The sequence below is a fragment of the Brevibacillus composti genome (genome assembly GCF_016406105.1).
GTDB classification, from domain to species: domain Bacteria; phylum Bacillota; class Bacilli; order Brevibacillales; family Brevibacillaceae; genus Brevibacillus; species Brevibacillus composti.
Genome location: NZ_CP066308.1, coordinates 2034651 through 2052286, shown reverse-complemented (window position 1 = coordinate 2052286; position 17636 = coordinate 2034651). Strand labels below are relative to the sequence as shown.

Annotated in this window: 19 protein-coding genes and 2 pseudogenes; 9 read left to right on the top strand and 12 right to left on the bottom strand. The window is 53.9% G+C overall.

What is annotated here, in order from left to right:
* Positions 1-22 precede the first annotated feature (22 nt).
* From JD108_RS10610 to JD108_RS10595, 4 genes are all read right to left on the bottom strand, one after another.
* Entirely contained in the window at positions 23-1132 is a 1110-nt protein-coding gene (locus JD108_RS10610; RefSeq protein WP_198829774.1) for a DUF3900 domain-containing protein, read from the bottom strand.
* Positions 1133-1303: 171 nt separating this feature from the next.
* Complete coding sequence (locus JD108_RS10605) at positions 1304-1459, bottom strand: hypothetical protein (RefSeq protein WP_198829773.1); 156 nt, start codon at positions 1457-1459, stop codon at positions 1304-1306.
* 35 nt (positions 1460-1494) lie between these two features.
* Positions 1495-2694: a DEAD/DEAH box helicase gene (locus tag JD108_RS10600; RefSeq protein ID WP_198829772.1), complete on the bottom strand. Its 1200-nt coding sequence runs from the start codon at positions 2692-2694 to the stop codon at positions 1495-1497.
* Positions 2695-2849: 155 nt separating this feature from the next.
* The gene (locus JD108_RS10595; protein WP_198829771.1) at positions 2850-2993 is read right to left on the bottom strand and encodes a hypothetical protein; all 144 of its coding nucleotides are present in this window, start codon (positions 2991-2993) and stop codon (positions 2850-2852) included.
* Positions 2994-3122: 129 nt separating this feature from the next.
* Here JD108_RS10595 and JD108_RS10590 point away from each other — a divergent pair, with 129 nt between their 5' ends.
* Positions 3123-4175 carry a phosphodiester glycosidase family protein gene (locus JD108_RS10590; protein ID WP_198829770.1) on the top strand — a complete coding sequence of 351 codons (1053 nt, stop codon included), beginning with the start codon at positions 3123-3125 and terminating at the stop codon, positions 4173-4175.
* 146 nt (positions 4176-4321) lie between these two features.
* Here JD108_RS10590 and JD108_RS10585 read toward each other — a convergent pair whose 3' ends face one another.
* Both JD108_RS10585 and JD108_RS10580 read right to left on the bottom strand, forming a co-directional pair.
* The gene (locus JD108_RS10585) at positions 4322-5893 is read right to left on the bottom strand and encodes an ABC-F family ATP-binding cassette domain-containing protein (RefSeq protein WP_198829769.1); all 1572 of its coding nucleotides are present in this window, start codon (positions 5891-5893) and stop codon (positions 4322-4324) included.
* A gap of 18 nt (positions 5894-5911) precedes the next feature.
* Positions 5912-6784: a HEPN domain-containing protein gene (locus tag JD108_RS10580; protein WP_198829768.1), complete on the bottom strand. Its 873-nt coding sequence runs from the start codon at positions 6782-6784 to the stop codon at positions 5912-5914.
* 212 nt (positions 6785-6996) lie between these two features.
* On the opposite strand from JD108_RS10580, the gene JD108_RS10575 reads away from it, so the two are divergent.
* Together JD108_RS10575 and JD108_RS10570 are read left to right on the top strand one after the other, a co-directional pair.
* The gene (locus JD108_RS10575) at positions 6997-7146 is read left to right on the top strand and encodes a small acid-soluble spore protein P (RefSeq protein WP_198829767.1); all 150 of its coding nucleotides are present in this window, start codon (positions 6997-6999) and stop codon (positions 7144-7146) included.
* 95 nt (positions 7147-7241) lie between these two features.
* On the top strand, positions 7242-7973 hold the full coding sequence (locus JD108_RS10570; protein WP_198829766.1) for a hypothetical protein: 732 nt from the start codon (positions 7242-7244) through the stop codon (positions 7971-7973).
* An 11-nt stretch (positions 7974-7984) separates the two neighbouring features.
* Here the strand turns inward: JD108_RS10570 and JD108_RS10565 are convergent, their stop codons facing one another.
* The 5 genes from JD108_RS10565 to pdhA all read right to left on the bottom strand — a co-directional run bounded on the left by JD108_RS10565 (position 7985) and on the right by pdhA (position 13247).
* Complete coding sequence (locus tag JD108_RS10565; protein ID WP_198829765.1) at positions 7985-8146, bottom strand: aspartyl-phosphate phosphatase Spo0E family protein; 162 nt, start codon at positions 8144-8146, stop codon at positions 7985-7987.
* 119 nt (positions 8147-8265) lie between these two features.
* Positions 8266-9675: a dihydrolipoyl dehydrogenase gene (gene lpdA / locus JD108_RS10560; RefSeq protein ID WP_198829764.1), complete on the bottom strand. Its 1410-nt coding sequence runs from the start codon at positions 9673-9675 to the stop codon at positions 8266-8268.
* Positions 9676-9681: 6 nt separating this feature from the next.
* Positions 9682-11091, bottom strand: coding sequence for a dihydrolipoamide acetyltransferase family protein (locus JD108_RS10555; protein WP_198829763.1), 1410 nt, complete (start codon positions 11089-11091; stop codon positions 9682-9684).
* A gap of 86 nt (positions 11092-11177) precedes the next feature.
* Positions 11178-12158, bottom strand: coding sequence for an alpha-ketoacid dehydrogenase subunit beta (locus tag JD108_RS10550; RefSeq protein WP_198829762.1), 981 nt, complete (start codon positions 12156-12158; stop codon positions 11178-11180).
* A 3-nt stretch (positions 12159-12161) separates the two neighbouring features.
* Positions 12162-13247: a pyruvate dehydrogenase (acetyl-transferring) E1 component subunit alpha gene (pdhA, locus tag JD108_RS10545; protein WP_198829761.1), complete on the bottom strand. Its 1086-nt coding sequence runs from the start codon at positions 13245-13247 to the stop codon at positions 12162-12164.
* A gap of 254 nt (positions 13248-13501) precedes the next feature.
* Between pdhA and JD108_RS10540 the strand changes: the two genes are divergently transcribed.
* Positions 13502-14236: an alpha/beta hydrolase gene (locus JD108_RS10540; RefSeq protein WP_198829760.1), complete on the top strand. Its 735-nt coding sequence runs from the start codon at positions 13502-13504 to the stop codon at positions 14234-14236.
* A gap of 15 nt (positions 14237-14251) precedes the next feature.
* Here the strand turns inward: JD108_RS10540 and JD108_RS10535 are convergent, their stop codons facing one another.
* Complete coding sequence (locus JD108_RS10535; protein ID WP_198829759.1) at positions 14252-14443, bottom strand: hypothetical protein; 192 nt, start codon at positions 14441-14443, stop codon at positions 14252-14254.
* 70 nt (positions 14444-14513) lie between these two features.
* On the opposite strand from JD108_RS10535, the pseudogene JD108_RS10530 reads away from it, so the two are divergent.
* The 5 genes and pseudogenes from JD108_RS10530 to JD108_RS10515 all read left to right on the top strand — a co-directional run.
* A pseudogene (locus tag JD108_RS10530) lies at positions 14514-15329 on the top strand (spore germination protein); the annotation flags it as partial.
* Entirely contained in the window at positions 15306-15599 is a 294-nt protein-coding gene (locus JD108_RS22305; protein ID WP_267459347.1) for a spore germination protein, read from the top strand. The pseudogene JD108_RS10530 and the gene JD108_RS22305, both read left to right, overlap by 24 nt.
* Positions 15600-15604: 5 nt before the next feature.
* Positions 15605-15748 (top strand): annotated as a pseudogene (locus JD108_RS22825) (GerAB/ArcD/ProY family transporter); the annotation flags it as partial.
* An 85-nt stretch (positions 15749-15833) separates the two neighbouring features.
* The gene (locus JD108_RS10520; RefSeq protein ID WP_198829758.1) at positions 15834-16391 is read left to right on the top strand and encodes a GerAB/ArcD/ProY family transporter; all 558 of its coding nucleotides are present in this window, start codon (positions 15834-15836) and stop codon (positions 16389-16391) included.
* A complete protein-coding gene (locus JD108_RS10515; protein WP_198829757.1) occupies positions 16388-17611 on the top strand; it encodes a Ger(x)C family spore germination protein in 1224 nt (407 codons plus the stop codon). Before JD108_RS10520 ends, JD108_RS10515 begins: the two co-directional genes overlap by 4 nt.
* Positions 17612-17636 lie beyond the last annotated feature (25 nt).

The window sequence follows — 17636 nt, the reverse complement described above, 5'->3', positions numbered from 1 at the left end:
CACCCTTTCCCCCATACTCCGATTATTCCCAGGGCGGAGCATCTCCTTGCGCAGAAGGCTGAATCGAAGCAGGTGCATGCTCTCTCGCTTCCAGCTCGCGGATAATATCATGGATATCTTGGGGCTTTAGGAACTCGACAGGAGAGACGCCTTTTTCAAACTGCAAAAAGTCCCCCTCCAAAAGCAAAACATACCGTCCCTTTACCTTTGCGATATAAAAATTCTTCCCGTAGTCCGAGAGCAGCGCCTTGACCTGCATGTGATCCAGCTTGCACTTCAGTTCGATCTCCGGCTGTTTCTCGGTAATGATCTGGGCGGCTTCCATCACCGTTTCATGATCCCATCTCTCCGACAGCTCCCGCTTGGGGCTGGCTGCGATCAGCTCGATCTCTTCCTCTGCCCGCAGCCGTTCCTCCGTCGGCTCGGGATAGACGTGCTCGATATGCTGCCGGGCCAGATTCAACACTTCCTCGGAGATGATCTGCGTGATCGTCTGCGGGTATTCGACGAAGCGCAGGAACTCTTCAAAATAGCGCGCATGAGAAAATTGGTGAATTTTCACGTGGTACGGATCATTCATCCCCTCTTCGATCATGTGGGGATACATCAGCGATTTCATGTTTTTTGCATTGATCGCCATCTGCACATTGGCGATCAGACTCTGCTCATCCGTGATCACAGCCGTTTTTTGTTCAAAATCACACTTCAGGATAAAGACGTACGGTTCATTCAGCGATTCCAGTCTGGTCCTGGCCACGATCAGCACACCGCCCCTCACCTGCGAGGTACGCACATATGATTGCAGGATCTCTTGCGCAGGCGCCTGTCCTTCTCCGGCGGTCTCCGCCCGCAGCAGCCGCTGGAGCAAGGCGTAGTTGGGATTCGCATCCAAGGGATGGCCGGGCTCGATCACGAATTGCCCCAGCTTGGTGGGACTCGCTTCGCTTTTCGGATTCAGCTCGGTCTTCCGCTTAGCGATCCGGGCCAGTTCGCCGTCCAAAAAGGAGCGCAACTCGCTTCGCTGGAACTCGTCTCCAGTCAGATGGCGCGTCATCCGCACCCGCTTGCTTCCGCTCTCTTCCTCCTGTTGTTCGATTAAGGAAAATGACAACCAATCCACGATAAAATTCATAGTTTCCGCTCCTGTCTGACAAGTAACAGAATTGATTATATCAAATGCCGGAAGAAACGGGGCAGTCTCATTTGCAGGCAAAACATCAGAATAGAGAAGAAACGTCTCATCGAACATGCGAAAAAGAGCAGTGCCCCTGCGGTATCGCCAGGCTGCCTGCTCTTTTTCTGCTCATTCGCGGATCGGTTCCTTTTTCGCTTGCTCCATCGCCTGTTTCCGTTCTTCTGTCTCGCCTTTCAGGACCTGACGCTCTTCTTTGGAGAGCACCTCTCCGCCGACAGGACCATTTACGAGCAAGGCTTCTTCATCCAATCGATCTTTGCGCATAGGGAACCTCCTGTGAAAAGATAATGGGTCTCTCCCTACTTTGATTCAAAACGGCGTTTCTTATGTACCGGCCGCTTGGCAGGTGCCGGCTTTCGCCTGGCTGCCTCCGGGTCCAGCAATTGTCCGTGGGTCATTACCTTTTCGGTGAGGACAAGTCCCGTCTGCTTGGAGAATTTGCGCAGGATGAACAACTCCTGTGGGGTGATGATGGAAAAGACCAGTCCGGCCCTCCCCATTCTGCCGGTCCGTCCGCTGCGATGCACGTAGGCATCGGCATCCGGCGCCGGGTCAAAATGTACGACGCATTCCACCTCGGCGATATCGATGCCGCGGGCCGCTACATCCGTCGTGATTAACACCTGGACCGCCCCTTCGCGGAACAACTGCAAAGAGCGTGCCCGCTCCTCCTTGCTGGTGTCCCGGTGCAGCAGTCGGCAGGGCAAGTGATGGTATTCCAGCTTGGATACGATCTCCTCCACTTTGTCGATCTGGTTGACAAAGACCATTGATCTTTGCACATGGATCATGCGGAGCAGGCGGCGCAGCGTATCCACCTTCTTGCGCGGCTCGCACACCAGGTACATGTGGGCGACGCCCAGGCCATTCTCCGGCGCGGACGCCTGTACTACGGCCGGATCGCTGACGAACGACGACGCCAGCCGGATCACATCCGGCGGCAGCGTCGCCGAGAAGAACAGCCGCTGGGTATCGCGCATCACTCTCCGCATCACTTCCTGGACAGGACGGAGAAAACCGTCATCGAGCAAGCGGTCGGCTTCATCCACTACGATCGCCTTTACCTGGTGTACCTTCAGTTTGCGGCTCTCCAAGAGCTCCACCAGGCGACCCGGAGTCGCCGCTATGAGCGAGGGACGTTTTTTCAAGCGTTCGAGCTGCCGTTTCACATCCACGCCGCCGATGATGGCTTGTGCGGTCAGATTCTTTTTCGCCAGCAAGCCCTCCGCGACGGTGGTGATCTGCATCACCAGCTCATGTGTCGGCGCCAGCACCAGCACCTGAATTTCTTTGGACTCGGCATCGATTCGATCGAGCAGCGGGAGCAGGTAGGCAAGCGTTTTTCCCGTCCCGGTGGGAGATTCCACGAGGACATCGCGTCCGCTCTGAATCAGCGGAATCGCCTCCGCTTGAACCGGGGTAGGCTTCTCTATATGTTGTTCGCGCAGCGCTTCCAAAAGCGGTGCGCTCAGTGAAAAATCAGCAAATGTGGTACTCACAGAAACCCTCCTGGCATGGATAATCTTGCTTGGGTAAGCTTACCACAATTTGCCCCAACGCGAAACAATCGGCCAGGGTCCAATCCAGCCGTCCTCGCAGAGGCGTCACCCTCCGCATAAAAAGAGCGAAACCCCGGAGGTTTTCGCTCAAGCCATCAGCGGTTATTTGAGTCCAGGCGGGTTTCCCGCTCCTCCATCTTGTCGTGCCGGTCTTTTTCCGTCCGTTGGTTCACAGTTCCGGGAGGGTTTTGCCGATACGCCTCCACTTCATTTTGAAACTCAGCATCATAGCCGCGCATCCTCATCACCTCCTGCCTGTATTTTGCCCGCAAAGTTCCTTCTCTACTTCTCTATTTGAACGAAACTTTTTGACCCGGTGATCGTCAATGTAAATAGAACTTTTGATTCATAGATGGGAAGGATCTTGCATGCAGACATTATCCCGCACTCGTACAAGAAGGAGACAACAGCGCCGCAATCGGCTGTGGCGGATGCTGAAACGAATGCTGCTGGCTGGGACGATGACGTTTGTCACCTGTATGCTGCTCGGCATCACCTTTCTCTTCGCGACGGAAAAAGGCGAAGAGCTGCGTGAATGGGCAGCGGGCACGCTGTTGACCACCCAGCATGATTACTGGGCCCCGTATACGTTTTTACCGGAAGAAAAGCTGGAGGAGCTTCGGCAGCAAATCCGCAATCCGGTCGTGATTAATTCCGCCGATGCAATCGCCGCTGCCGAAGAAAAGCCCAAAGTGACAGAGGAGCCGCTCCCGCAGAGAGAACTGATTGAAATCGAAGAAATCGATGAAAAGCGCGGCAATTATTATTTTAAAGGGAAACTCATGTATATCAGCGACCCCAAGCGGGTCCAGCTGCTCGTCACGACACGGACGGACCGCGGCGATTTGCTGGATGAGTTCGTCAAAAAGCACAACGCCCTGGGCATCGTAAACGCCAGCGGCTTTCACGATCCCGACGGATACGGCAAAGGAGCCAAAGCAAACGGACTGGTGATCAAGGATGGAAAGATCCTGCAAAGCTACAACGCCAAAGGAAGCGAGACCGCGCTCGGCATCACCTTTGACGGAAAGCTGATCACGGGCAATTATACGGCACAGCAATTGATCGAGATGGGCGTAAAGGACGCAATGAGCTTCCGTCCGCAGCTGATCGTAGACGGGAAGAACCTGTTTGCGGACAAGCCCGCGAAGAGCTGGGGCATCCAACCGCGTACTGCGATCGGACAAAAAGAAGACGGAACCATCGTCTTTCTGGTGATCGACGGGCGACAGCCAGGCCACTCGATCGGAGCCAGCATGAATGATGTCGCTGATATTCTGGCGGAACGCGGCGTGGTGACAGCGATGGCGATGGATGGCGGTTCCAGCTCCATGATGCTGCACAATAACGAAGCGATCACCAAGACCTCCTGCCCCTACTATCGCGGCCGTTTTCTGCCCAATGCCTGGGCGGTGCTGTAGGTGGGCGGGCAATCCAGCGCTTCTTCACTTCACCCGAGCCGCGCAGGCTCCACCTCATATATCCGGCCACATTTTTGCTGCGTCGGCCTCTGCCCACAAAAAAACAGGCTGCCTGTATACGGCTGCCTGTTTTTTATTTGTGTTCCTTACAGCTTGATCGCGGTCTTCGCCTGATTGTGGCTCCACTCTTCCACATTCCAGACTTGCGTGACCCAATCCTCATAAAACTCCGGTTCGTGGCAAACCAGCAATATGGTGCCTTTGAATTCACGCAAGGCCCGCTTCAGCTCTTCCTTGGCGACGACGTCCAGATGGTTCGTCGGCTCGTCGAACACCAGCCAGTTGGATTCCCTCTGCAACAGCTTGCACAACCGGACCTTCGCCTGCTCGCCCCCGGACAGCGCCGTCATCGCGCGATTGATATGCTCGTTTTTCAGACCGCACCGCGCCAAGGCTCCGCGCACTTCGTGATTGTTCATGTGCGGGAACTCGTTCCACACTTCATCGAGCGCAGTGATCGGCCTTGCCTTTACCTCCTGCTCGAAATACGCGGGATGCAGAAAATCTCCACGATCCAGCTTGCCGCCGAGTGGCGGGATCAAGCCGAGGACGGTCTTCAGCAGCGTCGATTTCCCCACGCCGTTCATCCCCACTACCGCTACCTTTTCCCCGCGCTCGAGACTGACCGTCAGCTTGGGCAACAGCGGATGCGTGTAGCCGATCGCCAAATCCTCGGCGGTAAAGACAAAACGGCTGCTCGCCCGAGATTCCTTGAAGATAAAGGTCGGCTTGGCCGCCGTTTCCGGCTTGTCGATGCGCTCGATTTTCTCCAGCTGTTTTTGGCGGCTTTTTGCCCGTCCGGAGGTAGACGCCCGTGCCTTGTTGCGCGCGATGAAATCCTCCATCTTGGAGATTTCCTCCTGCTGCTTTTCATAGGCGTCAAAATGCTGGGAACGCTTCATCTCGGCCTGAGCCAAAAAAGACTCGTAGTTGCCGGTATAACGGTTCAATTTGGTGAATTCCAGATGGTAAATCACGTTGACGACTTCGTTCATAAAGGAAGTGTCATGGGAAATCAGGATAAAGGCATACGGATATTCCTTCAAATAGCCTTTGAGCCAGACGATGTGCTCTTCGTCCAGGTAGTTGGTCGGCTCGTCGAGAAGCAGGACGCTTGGTTGTTCCAGGAGCAGCTTGGCCAGTAGCACCTTGGTACGCTGACCCCCGGACAGGGAAGCGACATCCCGATCCAGCCCGATCGCGCTCAGGCCGAGCGCATTGGCGATTTCATCCACCTTGGCATCGATCAGGTAAAAACCGCTATTCTCCAGCCGATCCTGAATTTCTCCCATCCGCTCCAGAAGCTCTTCCAACTCTTCTGGCGTGGCATCCGCCATCTTCTCCCCAATCGCCAGCATCTCGGCCTCTTCTTCCAGCAACGGAAGAAATGCCTCTTTCAATACATCGCGAATCGTTTTGCCTGCTTGCAGCTTTGTATGCTGATCCAAATAGCCGTATTGGATTTTGGGCATCCATTCGATCTTTCCGGAATCGGGGATCAACTGCTTTGTCAAGATCCCCATCATGGTCGATTTGCCCGTCCCGTTCGCGCCTACCAGACCTACCCGGTCATTGGGCTGCAAACGGAATGAGACATCGCGGAACAATACGCGATCCGCAAAACCATGCGATAAATTTTCGACGATTAACACACTCATTACGGGTCCTCCTGCCTATCAGCTGTCAAAGGTGACATTTTCAAAAAAAGCGGGTTTGTAGCGAAGCGCGTAGCTGGTTCCCGCCAAAACCTGTTCATCCAGGCGCTTGCGAAGCTCATGCAAGGAAATTTTTTCCATTGCCGTATTTAAAATCACAGCGCGAGCCATCTGCCGAAGCAGCCTTACCTCGTTAGCCAAGCCTTTGCCCAGCTCTTTTCCGCTGTGGACCACTTCTGAACGATGATTGTACGACTTCCGGACAAATTCCGCGATCTGTTCCCGCTTTTCCTGTGTCTCTCCGAAGTAATACGCCATGCGGAAGCGCAGCTTGTATGTGATTTCGCCCTTCTTCCCATCCGGGGCAAAGAGCGATTCCAGGGAAATCCACAAATCGAGCAATTGGTCTTCCAGACTCTTTTTTTCCAGTGACAGGGAGTAGCGGCGCACCGCCAAGGAAGGCAATGACCGTCCCTCTTCCATCAATGCCAAAAAGATCGCCTGTTCCTGATCGTCGAATAGGTATTTCGGGCCGTCAAAGGAACGCTTGAGATAGGTAATCCCAAAAACCGGGGGATTGGCTGTAATCACGTAGGGGATCGAACAGATTCCGCTCGTCGTGCTGGCCAGATTGAGCTTGTTCTCAATCTCCTCTATCCAGTCTTTTTCATCCGAAATCATCATTTCAGGATACTCCGCCACGAGAAAGAGACTGGTTTTGTCTACTTTCCGATCAAATAAATGGCGGCTCTCATCCATCTGGTTGCGCAAATAGCGCGAGGCTACATTATAAGGTTTTTCTACGCCTGAAACAAGATGGAACGGTTTGCGAAGTTCGATGTTTATCGCTTTCGCCGTCGTAGTATTGAAGATGGGAGCAATCAATATCGGCATACAGTCATCTCCTTTCCGACGTAAACCCCATATTCTTTACATTCATCCTAAGTCAATCAAGCCTGTCCGCCTATAACAAAATATTTCCCAGACCGCGGGAGTGTTGCGGGCTATGCCCCACGGACAAACACTTCCTTATAGAATACCAGCATTTCCTATGGTTCGTCACTAGCGGATTACGGCATGATAAACGAGGAAGGAGCTGATTGATCATGAGAGAAGATCATATGCTGGATGAAAATCCGCACGAAACCTACAACAACACCTACGAGCCGATAGAACGGACCGGCGAGCCTATGCCCGGCTCCAAAAAGGTGAAACAGGAGAATCACAGCCGTCAAATCAAAACCCGGGAAGGATAACCGCTATCCTTCCTCTTTTTTGCGGCATGAAGATTGAATTGTCCCACAAAAATGAACTATGATGGTAGAAGTATCCAGGATGGAGGTCAACAATCATGATTTCAGTTCCTCTCTCGGGCAGCGTCCCTCTTTCTCATACGATCACGTACAGTATCTCTCCTTTATTCGAACTCGCAGCCAGTCTTCACCTGTTGACCCGCAGTCCCGCAAGCAGTCGGCAGGCTTCTTGGGCCGAGGAGATGCGAAGCGGCTTTCGTGAGGAACGGATTTGGACGGAATGGGAGTATTTTTCCCCCTTGTTCCGGAGCGGGGTGCCCGATTTTCTCAGTCCGCTCCAGACAAAAGGAGTCACGTCCATCGAAGATCAATATGACTATTTTGTCCGGTTGTCTCCTCTAACCGTATTACATAGCTTGGGCTCACTGCGGGACGGAAGCAATTCGAGCGACTCTGCCGAACCTATCTTCCAGGACGCAAAAGAGGACGCCGATTTTGTAAAAGGACGCTTTTCCCTGTTCCTCTCCAGCTACTGGCAGCTATTCTTTGAAACCATATGGGAAACGATCGCGCCGCGGTTCGTTCAGGAAGCGGAGCGGATTACTCTCGCGCTTTACTCACCGGAAGAATTGGTCGCCTGCCTGAAGACGATCACACCCGGCTTCTTCATGACGGAGGAGGAGACGCAGCAGACGCTCGTCTTCGACGACGGTTCTCCCGAGCAGATGACCGTTCGGCAGTTCACCTTGTACCCCAGCTATTTTTCTGAAGGGATATCCATTCAGGCAAACGAGAGGGCACTCCATCTGATCTATCCCCTGAACAAGTGAAAAACGCCCGGCTATGGGCGTTTGGAATCCTGCGTCATATGAGCCACGATTAGTTTATCAAGCTGCTGACTGATCTTGACGATTTCCGGATCGAGAAAATTATATCCTGATTCTCTCACGGCTACTTCAAGCTGTTGACGGACATCATCGATCATTTTCTGCGTGATTTCCATGCTGCCAACCCCCACCGGACTATCCTGCCACTATTTTACAATAATTGCGAAAGTGTGGAAAGGGGTTGCAAAAAATATCCCCCTGCATCTACATCAGATACAGGGGGACTATTCAATCGTTACTTCATTACGTGGATCGGACGTCCCAAAGCCAGTTCAGCGGCTTCCATCGTCACTTCACCCAAAGTCGGATGAGCGTGGATCGTCAGTTCGATGTCTTCCAGCGTAGCGCCCATCTCGATCGCCAGCCCAATCTCGGCGATGATGTTGGATGCCTCTGGTCCCACGATTTGTGCGCCCAGCACGATCTTGGTTTCTTTGTCAGCAATCAGTTTGACAAAGCCTTCGCCTGCATTGACGGACAGCGCGCGGCCATTGGCTGCAAACGGGAACCGTCCCGCTACGTAGTCAATTCCTTGCTCTTTCGCCTGGCTCTCGCTGATGCCGACGCTGGCAATCTCCGGATCAGAGAAAACGACGGCCGGGATGGCCTTGTAATCGACTTCTGCTGGATGACCCGCGATCGCTTCCGCTGCGACCTTGCCCTCATACGATGCCTTGTGAGCGAGAGCCGGTCCTTCGACGATGTCTCCGATCGCGTATACATTCGGAATGCTGGTTTGACCCTTTTTATCCACGACGACATAGCCGCGGTCGGTCAGCTTCATCCCGATGTCGCGCAGTCCGAGCTCATCCGTGTTCGGACGACGGCCGACGGTGACGAGTACATACTCCGCTTCGAATTGCTTCTGCTCGCCTTTTACCTCCGCCGTCACGACGACGCCGTCTTCTTTTTCTTCCATGCCCTGCGCCAGCGCTTTCGTGTTGATCTCCACACCCAGCTTTTTCAGTTTGCGATCGACGAGACGAGTCATCTCTGCTTCGAAACCCGGCAGGATTTGGTCAGATCCTTCCAAAATGGTCACCTTCGTGCCGAATTTGGCGAAGACGGTGCCCAGCTCTACGCCGATGTAGCCGCCGCCAATGACGACGAGGCTCTTCGGAATCTCCGTCAGCGCAAGCGCCTCCGTCGAAGAGAGCACGCGTTTGCCGAACGGGAATGCCGGCAGTTCGATCGGACGGGAACCGGTCGCGATGATGCAGTGGTTGAAGCGGTAGCGGTTTACATCATAGCCGTGGAAGACGCGGACTTCGTTTTCGTTGACGAACAGCGCTTCGCCCGGGATCACTTGGATTTTATTGCCTTTAAACAGCTTGGCTACGCCGCCAGTCAATTGATTGACGATGCCGTTTTTCCATTCTTGGACTTTGGCAAAGTCAACCTTGACGTTCTCCATGGTAATTCCCATGCTCTCGGTATGCTGCGATTGCTCATAGGTATGCGCAGCATGAACCATCGCTTTGGAAGGGATGCAGCCTACGTTGAGACATACGCCACCCAGGTTGGCCTTTTCCACGACAGCCACTGTTTTGCCGAGCTGGGCAGCGCGGATCGCTGCCACGTAGCCGCCGGGACCTGCACCAATGACGAGCACGTCAACTTCTGTGGTAAATTCTCCTACTACCATCGCTTGTTATCCCTCCATGACGAGCAGCGTCGGGTTTTCCAGCAACTGCTTCACGTAGTTGATGAATCGCTGTGCAGGTTCGCCGTCAACCAGACGGTGGTCAAAGCTGAGAGAAAGCGACAGCACTTGGCCAACTACGATTTCTCCGTTTTTCACGACCGGCTTTTCGCTGATCCGGCCTACACCGAGGATCGCTACTTCCGGATAGTTGATGATCGGCGTAAAGAACATGCCGCCTGCAGATCCGATATTGGTAATGCTGAAGGTAGAGCCTTTCAGCTCATCGGCCGATGCTTTGCGATCGCGCGCTTTGACTGCCAGTTCCGTGATTTCTCCGGCGATCTCAAAAATGGACTTGCGCTCGGCTGCTTTGACGACCGGCACGAGCAGACCTTGGTCGGTCGAAGTGGCAATCCCGATGTTATAGTATTTTTTGTACACAATTTCTTGTTTTTCGTCGTCGATGGACGCGTTCAGTTCCGGGAATTTTTTCAGACCCGCCACGACGGCCTTCACGATAAACGGCAGATAGGTCAGCTTCACGCCGCGATCTTCCGCCAGCGGCTTTGCGTCTTTGCGCATGGCGACCAGAGCGGTCACGTCCACTTCGTCGAAAATCGTCACATGCGGAGCGGTGTACGCGGATTTGACCATCGCTTTGGCGATCGCTTTTCGGATGCCTTTCAGCGGCACGCGCTCTTCCACTTCGAATGCTTGTGCAGCGTAGTGAACGGTCGGGGTCGCCGCCGCTTGCTCCACGCCCGTCGCCTCTTGCGCTTCTGGAGCTGCTGCAGGAGCGGTTGTTGATGCTGCCTGTGCTGCAGGTGCCGCTGCTGCCTGTACTGCAGGAGCTGCTGCGCCGCCAGCGAGGAAACGGTCAATATCTTCACGGGTGATGCGGCCCAGTTTCCCTGTGCCCGGCACATTTGCCAGCTGCACGCCTTTTTCGCGAGCGTATTTGCGCACGGATGGCGTAGCCAGTACGTGTTTGCGCTCGATCGGTGCGGCTGCAGGAGCGGTTGCCGTCGCTTGGGCAAGCGGCGTGTCGAGGGCCTGATTGGCATTGGCGCTCACTTGCGAACCGATGTCGCAGCCCGGTTCCATTTTCTCTTCAGCCGCAGGCTCCGCTGGCTGGCTGTCGCCATGGCCATGGTCCGGCAGATTCGGAATCTCGCCTTCCACTTCGAACTCGATGAGCGGATCTCCCACGACAGAGACCGTTCCTTCTGTCACTTTCAGCTCGAGCACTTTCCCTTTTACAGGAGACGGAACTTCCACTACTGCTTTGTCATTTTGCACTTCCATAATGACTTGGTCTTCTTCTACGGTATCCCCCGGCTTTACATGCCATTTGACGATTTCGCCTTCATGGATGCCCTCGCCAAGCTCCGGGAGTCTGAATGTAAAACGACTCACGTAATCTCCTCCTCAATGAGGTTGTTTATAGGTTTGCCAAAAGAAGGCGGAAAGGAACGCTTTCCGCCCGTTATGCTGATGGTACCTTAGAAATCGAGTACGCGGGTAAGACCGTCTACGACGCGCTTCACGTCAGGCAGCCAGATGTCTTCCGCTTGCGCAAACGGATAGACGGTATCCGGAGCGGTGATGCGGAGTACAGGCGCTTCCAGGTGAAGAATCGCGCGTTCATTGATTTGAGCGATGATTTCGGCAGCGACGCCGGATGTTTTTTGCGCTTCTTGGACTACGATCGCACGGTTTGTCTTCTTCACGGATTCCACGATCGTCTCGATGTCGATCGGATTGATGGTCCGCAGGTCGATGACTTCTACCTTCGCACCGCGGGCTTTTTCCAGCTCTTCTGCCGCTTTCAGGCTGGTATGAACCATTGCGCCGTAGGTGATGATGGTAACATCACTGCCCTCTTTCACCACGTTGGCTTTGCCGAGCGGGATGGTGTACTCGCCCTCCGGCACTTCTTGGCGGAACGAACGGTACAGCTTCATATGCTCCAGGAAAACAACCGGATCATTGTCGCGGATCGCGGAGATCAAGAGTCCTTTCGCATCGTAAGGGTTGGACGGGATAACTACTTTTACCCCTGGCGTTTGCAAGATCAGACCTTCGAGAGAGTCTGCATGCAGCTCCGGCGTTTTTACCCCGCCCCCGAATGGAGAGCGGAAGGTAACCGGGCTGTGGTAGCGTCCGCCGGAACGGTAGCGCATGCGGGACGCTTGGGAAGCGATTGCATCGAAGGTTTCAAATACGAATCCAAAGAACTGAATTTCCGCTACAGGACGGAAGCCGTTGACGGAGAGACCCACAGCCAGACCGCCGATTCCGGATTCCGCAAGCGGCGTGTCAAATACGCGCTGCTCGCCAAATTCTGCCTGCAAGCCTTCTGTCGCACGGAATACCCCGCCGTTTTTACCCACGTCTTCACCGAAGACGAGAACGGTTTCGTCGCGCTTGAGTTCGACGCGCAATGCATCCGTAATGGCTTGAACCATTGTCATTTGTGCCATGGGTTACTTCGACTCCTTCGCCAGATATTCCGCCTTTTGCTCTTCCAATTCAGGCGGCAGTGTTTCGAACATCACATCAATCAGTTCGCTGACTTTCATCTTCGGTGCTTCGTCTGCCTTTTTGATGGCATCCGCAACCGCTTGTTTTGCTTCTTCAATAACTGCTTCTTCGTCTTTTTCGCTCCAGAGGCCCTTGTTTTCCAGGAACTTGCGGAAACGAATCAGCGGGTCTTTTTGCTCCCACTCGCTCTGCTCTTCGCCTGTGCGGTAGCGCGTCGGGTCGTCGCCAGCCATGGTGTGCGGTCCGTAGCGGTAGGTCATGGCTTCGATCAGAGTAGCGCCTTCGCCGTCGATTCCGCGCTGTCTGGCTTCCTGTACCACGTGGTAAACAGCCAGAACGTCCATACCGTCTACGCGCGCGCTGGCAATGCCGGCCGCTTTTGCTTTGACGGCAACGTTTTCGGCAGCGGTCTGCTTTTCAAACGGAACGGAAATCGCGTAGCCGTTGTTTTGCGAGAAGAAGATGACCGGCAGCTTGTATACGCCGGCAAAGTTCATGCCCTCGTAGAAATCCCCTTGGGAGGTCGCGCCGTCACCGAAGTAGTTGATCGCGACGCGCTTTTCTCCGCGCAGCTTGTAGCCCATCGCTACCCCTGTCGCTTGCGTACATTGGGCCGCGATGATGATTTGCGGCATCAGCACATTGACATCCTCCGGGATGCGTCCGCCTTCGATATGGCCGCGGGAGTAGAGGAATGCTTTGTACATCGGGAAACCGTGCCAAACCATTTGCGGGATGTCGCGGTAGCTCGGCAGAATGAAATCTTCTTTGGCCAATGCAGACTGGGAACCGATCATCGCCGCTTCCTGTCCCGCAACCGGCGCATAGAAGCCCAGGCGGCCTTGACGGTTCAAGCTGATGGCACGCTGGTCCCACACGCGGGTAAAGACCATTTTGCGCATCAATTCGCGCAGTTCATCATCGGACAGCTTTGGCATGAGATCAGGACGAACAACAGTGCCGTCCGGAGCAAGAATTTGCAGCGGCGTGTTGTTGCCCGTTTGTTCTACAGCAGTGGTAACGCTCATCACATTCACCTCGTCACTGAATTTAAAAAGCGGAAAGGCAATCGTGCGGAGATCCGGTCTTTCGGAACATCTTAGCTGAAAGTGCTTACAACCGTTTCCACACGCCCTGTTATACCTCAGGGGAAATACTGTTTTCTGTGTTATAGTATTGATATTACAGGGTTTATTTCCTTCCTGTTATCATTTACTATAAGATCTGTATCAGTTTTTTTCAAGGATTACTTTGGAATTTTGTACACATGGAGGTGGTGCTCATGTCAGAATATGTAAAGAGGACAATCGTCAAAGAAGAGGTGCCGAGCCGGTATGTAGACTCCCCTCGCTCCGTCAAAGTGTATCTTCCGCCAGGCTATAATGAGCTTTTGTCCTACCCGGTCGTCTACTGTCAGGACGGCAACGACTTTTTTACGATGGGCCGAATCGCCACCATCGCTAACCAGTTGATTCTGGATGACGGCGTACCGCCCTTCCTCGTCGTCGGCGTATCCGTGGACCGGAATAAACGGACAAGCGAATACTCCCCCGTCGGGTCGCGGAACGAGGGGTACAAGCGTTTCTTTATCGAAGAACTGCTCCCCTATATCGAGGAGCGCTATCCCGTCCGCCAAGGTCCGGAGGCACGCGTCCTGGCGGGAGACTCGCTGGGCGGCACCGTCTCCTTGCATCTCGCCCTCGACCAACCCGCTCTCTTTCCCAATCTCCTGTCGCTGTCCGGCGCTTTTTTTCAATCCACGCTGGATGATCTGGAGAAGGCGGACGATCTGTCCTGGCTGACAGCCTGGATGGTGGTCGGCCTGGATGAAACGGCCGTAGAGACGCATATCGGCACCTTTGACTTTGTGGACTGGAATCGGAAAACCAAAGCACTGCTGGAAGAAAAGAAAGCGTGCCTCTCCTACCGGGAGAAGCCGGGCAACCATGTCTGGGGATTGTGGCAAAAAGAACTGCCTGACGCCCTACGCTTCTTCTTTCCCCCCTCCGACTGGTAGCGCATCTACTCTTCCTTATAAACCGTTGATTTCGCGAATATCGGCATAACGATAATAGCTGCCATCTGTCAGGAATACACCCTGATGGGTGGCTCTGTCTATTTCTCCCGCCACTTGCCTCGCATCGCTCAGCACAATGTTAACGATTTTGCTCTCGTCACGCTGCATCTGGTTTTGCACCAGGTTCCTCTGATTCGCAGAGATCATCGGCATCCCTCTTTCCCTTTTGTTGGATACCTCTAGTATTCCTTGGCTGCGGTTGAAATACTCCCTCCACATGGCTGGTCCACCCTGCAGGCGAACCGATTGGAAAAAGAGTGAGGTGGAAGGCTTGCTCAGCCAGGTCAATGCCCATCCCGAGCAATACCGCCAGCATCTGGAATCGTTCACCAGGGATGCCAGCACGTTTGGGAGCATCTCCCAGGTGACCAGCGTTGAGCAAACACTCTCCAAGATTTTGTACGGGAATACCTGCGTGCTGTTTGATCAGTCTGCGCAGGGCTTGGTCTTTGGAACAGCCAAGGAAGCCTCCCGCCAGCAGGAAGAGCCTCCCACCGAGGTGCTGGTCAGGGGGCCGCGCATCGGCTTTGTCGAAGCCATCAGCGAAAATACGGCGATCCTGCGGAGACGTATCCATGATCCGCATCTGACTTTTGAGTCGATGACCATCGGCAGAAGGGGCCGAAAGGAAGTCGTGATCTGTTATCTCCGCGGTTTGGCCAATCAGGAGCTCATCGACGAAGTCAGACGGAGGCTGGGCAGCATCGACATTGATGATCCGATCGAATCAGGCTACATCGAGAATTACATCCAGGACAACAAACACTCGCCTTTTCCCCAGGTGCAGAATACGGAACGGCCCGACCGCGTGGAAGGTGCTCTGCTGGAAGGCCGCATCGCCATCCTGATCGAGGGCACTCCCTTTGCGCTAATCGTTCCGGTGACATTCCCGATGCTGATGCAGTCACCTGAGGATTAGTATGAGCGCTGGATTCCTGCGTCGCTCATCCGCGCGCTCCGCTACCTGGCTCTGTTTTTTGCTCTCTTTCTGCCTTCCTTGTACATCGCACTGGTCTCTTATCATCAGGGGCTTTTACCGACGAAGATCGGCCAATCGGCCGTAGAAGCCGGTATCGTCAGTCCCATTATGGTCGTGGTCGTGGCGCTCACGGCGATCTCCAATTTCGCCTTTCCGCAGTATACAGCAGCTATTTCTATTCGCTTGCTTCGCTTTGTCATGATGCTGGGCGCTTCTGTATGGAGAAATCTGTTTGTTCGCACTTCGATCAATCGCTTGTTAAGCAAACGCCCCTCGATGTTTCACCCGCTTGACCGAAAACGTTCCGATCCATCTAAACCATAAGGAGAGTGGTGTCCGTGGCCCTCTTTCCACCGTTTCAGTTGACGATCACAGTCATCTCCACTGTATTTGGGGTCGCCATCCTTACCCTTCCTCGCGTCGTCGCGGAGGATGTCGGGACCCCGGACGTGTGGATCGATGTCATTTTGGGAGGAATCATCTCCAGCGTGGCGATGTGGATTTGTCTGGTGCTGAGCAATCGTTTTCCCCACAGGATTCGCACCGCTCGCACCCGGTGTGCTCTCCACTTCGCAGGCATTTTCGGGCTTCGAAATCATCCTGTTTCTGCTGGCCTACACGAGACATGCAAAAAAGGCGTTTTGGCCCCTGTTGGCAGGCATGGCTCTCGTCACCATCATCTACATGATTATCGTCATCATGGTCATTGGCTCCCTGACGCTGGAGGAGGTAAAGACACTGACATGGCCGACGATGGAGTTCGTCAAACAAATTGAGTTTCCCGGCGCCTTTTTTGAACACTTCGAGATCTTTTTCATCAGCATATGGATCCTGAATATGTTTACGACATTTTTTATCAATCTCTACCTGGCCTCCCTGGGTATCCACCTGCTATTCGGTTGGAAAAAGAAGCGCGTGATGCTCCTGCTGATCCCGGTGATGTACGGAATCGCCCTGTATCCGGAGGATCTGAACGAAGCTCTGGGACTGGGGCTTATAATCGGGAATGCTTCCTTGCTAACCTCTTTGCTGATCCCGTTGTCTTTGCTCCTCCTGGCTGTGCTGCTTCGGAAAAGGCAGGATCAACAAAACGGTTCGGGAGTGGAAAAAGCATGATGCTCCGGAAAAGATACCTGTTCACGCTGCTTTTGCTGCTGGGCAGCTTACTTTCGAGCAGCTGTTGGGATCGACGCGAGATTGAAGAACTGGGCATCACGATTGGCATGTCTATCGATTCCCATACGGCCCAGGATCGGCCAAACGAAACAGAGAGCAAACACCAGCACAAAAAGTTGATTCCCTTGTCGCTGACCTTTCAGCACGTCAATCACAAAATCGTCGGCGGCGGCAATAGAAGCAACCCTTCCAACCAAAAGCCGTATTTGAATGTAACCAGTACGGGAGACACCGCTTTTCAGATCCTTCGGGAAACCTCTACGCGGACCGGCCGTCCCCCCTATTTCATGCATCTCAAGATCGTCATTCTCGGCGAGGACGTCGCTCGTCGAATCAATATGGCCCAATTGTTGAACCTCTACCTACGCAACAATGAAATGCGCCGGACGGTCTACCTGACGATTGCAAAAGGACGGGGCCAGGATGTGCTGGAGGCCCAGACAAAAAATGAAGACCTGCCTTCTCTGGAATTGCTCAATCTGGTCAATAACCTGTCGAAGTCGAATCATATCGCCATGCCGATCTCCGTGGGAACCGCGTCAGAAAACTTGGCGACCAAACGCTGCTTCCTCGTCCCCCGGGTCGTCGTCCATCAAAAGGAGATGAAATTGGCGGGAGGGGCCGTCATCAACGGAAAAACCGGGAAAATGCTCGGCTGGCTGAGCGAAGCGGAGACTGCCGGCATCAACCTGATCCAGGGAAGCGGCAAATCGGAGGAATCGCATGTGGGCGGGATCATCGAATCCGCGATTGAAAAAGGGGGAGAACCCTTCTCTTTTGAAATTGATAAAGCGAAGAGCAGGATTATTCCGCAAGTCAAAAACGGCCAAGTCTCCTTTACCGTCAAAGTGGATGCCGAGGGGAGTCTGGGAGAAGATTGGAATCTGAAGGAAAACGCTTTTGATCGTGCCTATATGAAAAAAATCGAGCAGGCAACAGCCGAACAGATAAAAAAACTGATCGAGAACAGTCTGCAAAAAATCCAGAAGGAATTCCAAGCCGACGTGGCGGGATTTGGAAAAAAACTGCATATCCGTTACCCGGAAGTCTGGCGCAAACTGGAAATGGACTGGGACGAGCGGTTCAGCAAGATTCCCATTCATGTCGAAGTGAAGGTGCAAGCGCTGGATTTCGCGCTCAAGGGGAAAGAGAAGGGATGAGGTGGCCTCCCAGCAGGAACAGGGA

Coding starts and splice junctions, on each gene's coding strand:
- JD108_RS10585 (WP_198829769.1), bottom strand. CDS start 5,893: ATGAGTGTGTTAATCGTCGAAAATTTATCGCATGGTTTTGCGGATCGC.
- pdhA (WP_198829761.1), bottom strand. CDS start 13,247: ATGAGCGTTACCACTGCTGTAGAACAAACGGGCAACAACACGCCGCTG.
- JD108_RS10595 (WP_198829771.1), bottom strand. CDS start 2,993: ATGCGCGGCTATGATGCTGAGTTTCAAAATGAAGTGGAGGCGTATCGG.
- JD108_RS10575 (WP_198829767.1), top strand. CDS start 6,997: ATGAGAGAAGATCATATGCTGGATGAAAATCCGCACGAAACCTACAAC.
- JD108_RS10590 (WP_198829770.1), top strand. CDS start 3,123: ATGCAGACATTATCCCGCACTCGTACAAGAAGGAGACAACAGCGCCGC.
- JD108_RS10610 (WP_198829774.1), bottom strand. CDS start 1,132: ATGAATTTTATCGTGGATTGGTTGTCATTTTCCTTAATCGAACAACAG.
- JD108_RS10605 (WP_198829773.1), bottom strand. CDS start 1,459: ATGCGCAAAGATCGATTGGATGAAGAAGCCTTGCTCGTAAATGGTCCT.
- JD108_RS10580 (WP_198829768.1), bottom strand. CDS start 6,784: ATGCCGATATTGATTGCTCCCATCTTCAATACTACGACGGCGAAAGCG.
- JD108_RS10565 (WP_198829765.1), bottom strand. CDS start 8,146: ATGGAAATCACGCAGAAAATGATCGATGATGTCCGTCAACAGCTTGAA.
- JD108_RS10535 (WP_198829759.1), bottom strand. CDS start 14,443: ATGATCTCTGCGAATCAGAGGAACCTGGTGCAAAACCAGATGCAGCGT.
- JD108_RS10550 (WP_198829762.1), bottom strand. CDS start 12,158: ATGGCACAAATGACAATGGTTCAAGCCATTACGGATGCATTGCGCGTC.
- JD108_RS10570 (WP_198829766.1), top strand. CDS start 7,242: ATGATTTCAGTTCCTCTCTCGGGCAGCGTCCCTCTTTCTCATACGATC.
- lpdA (WP_198829764.1), bottom strand. CDS start 9,675: ATGGTAGTAGGAGAATTTACCACAGAAGTTGACGTGCTCGTCATTGGT.
- JD108_RS10540 (WP_198829760.1), top strand. CDS start 13,502: ATGTCAGAATATGTAAAGAGGACAATCGTCAAAGAAGAGGTGCCGAGC.
- JD108_RS10515 (WP_198829757.1), top strand. CDS start 16,388: ATGATGCTCCGGAAAAGATACCTGTTCACGCTGCTTTTGCTGCTGGGC.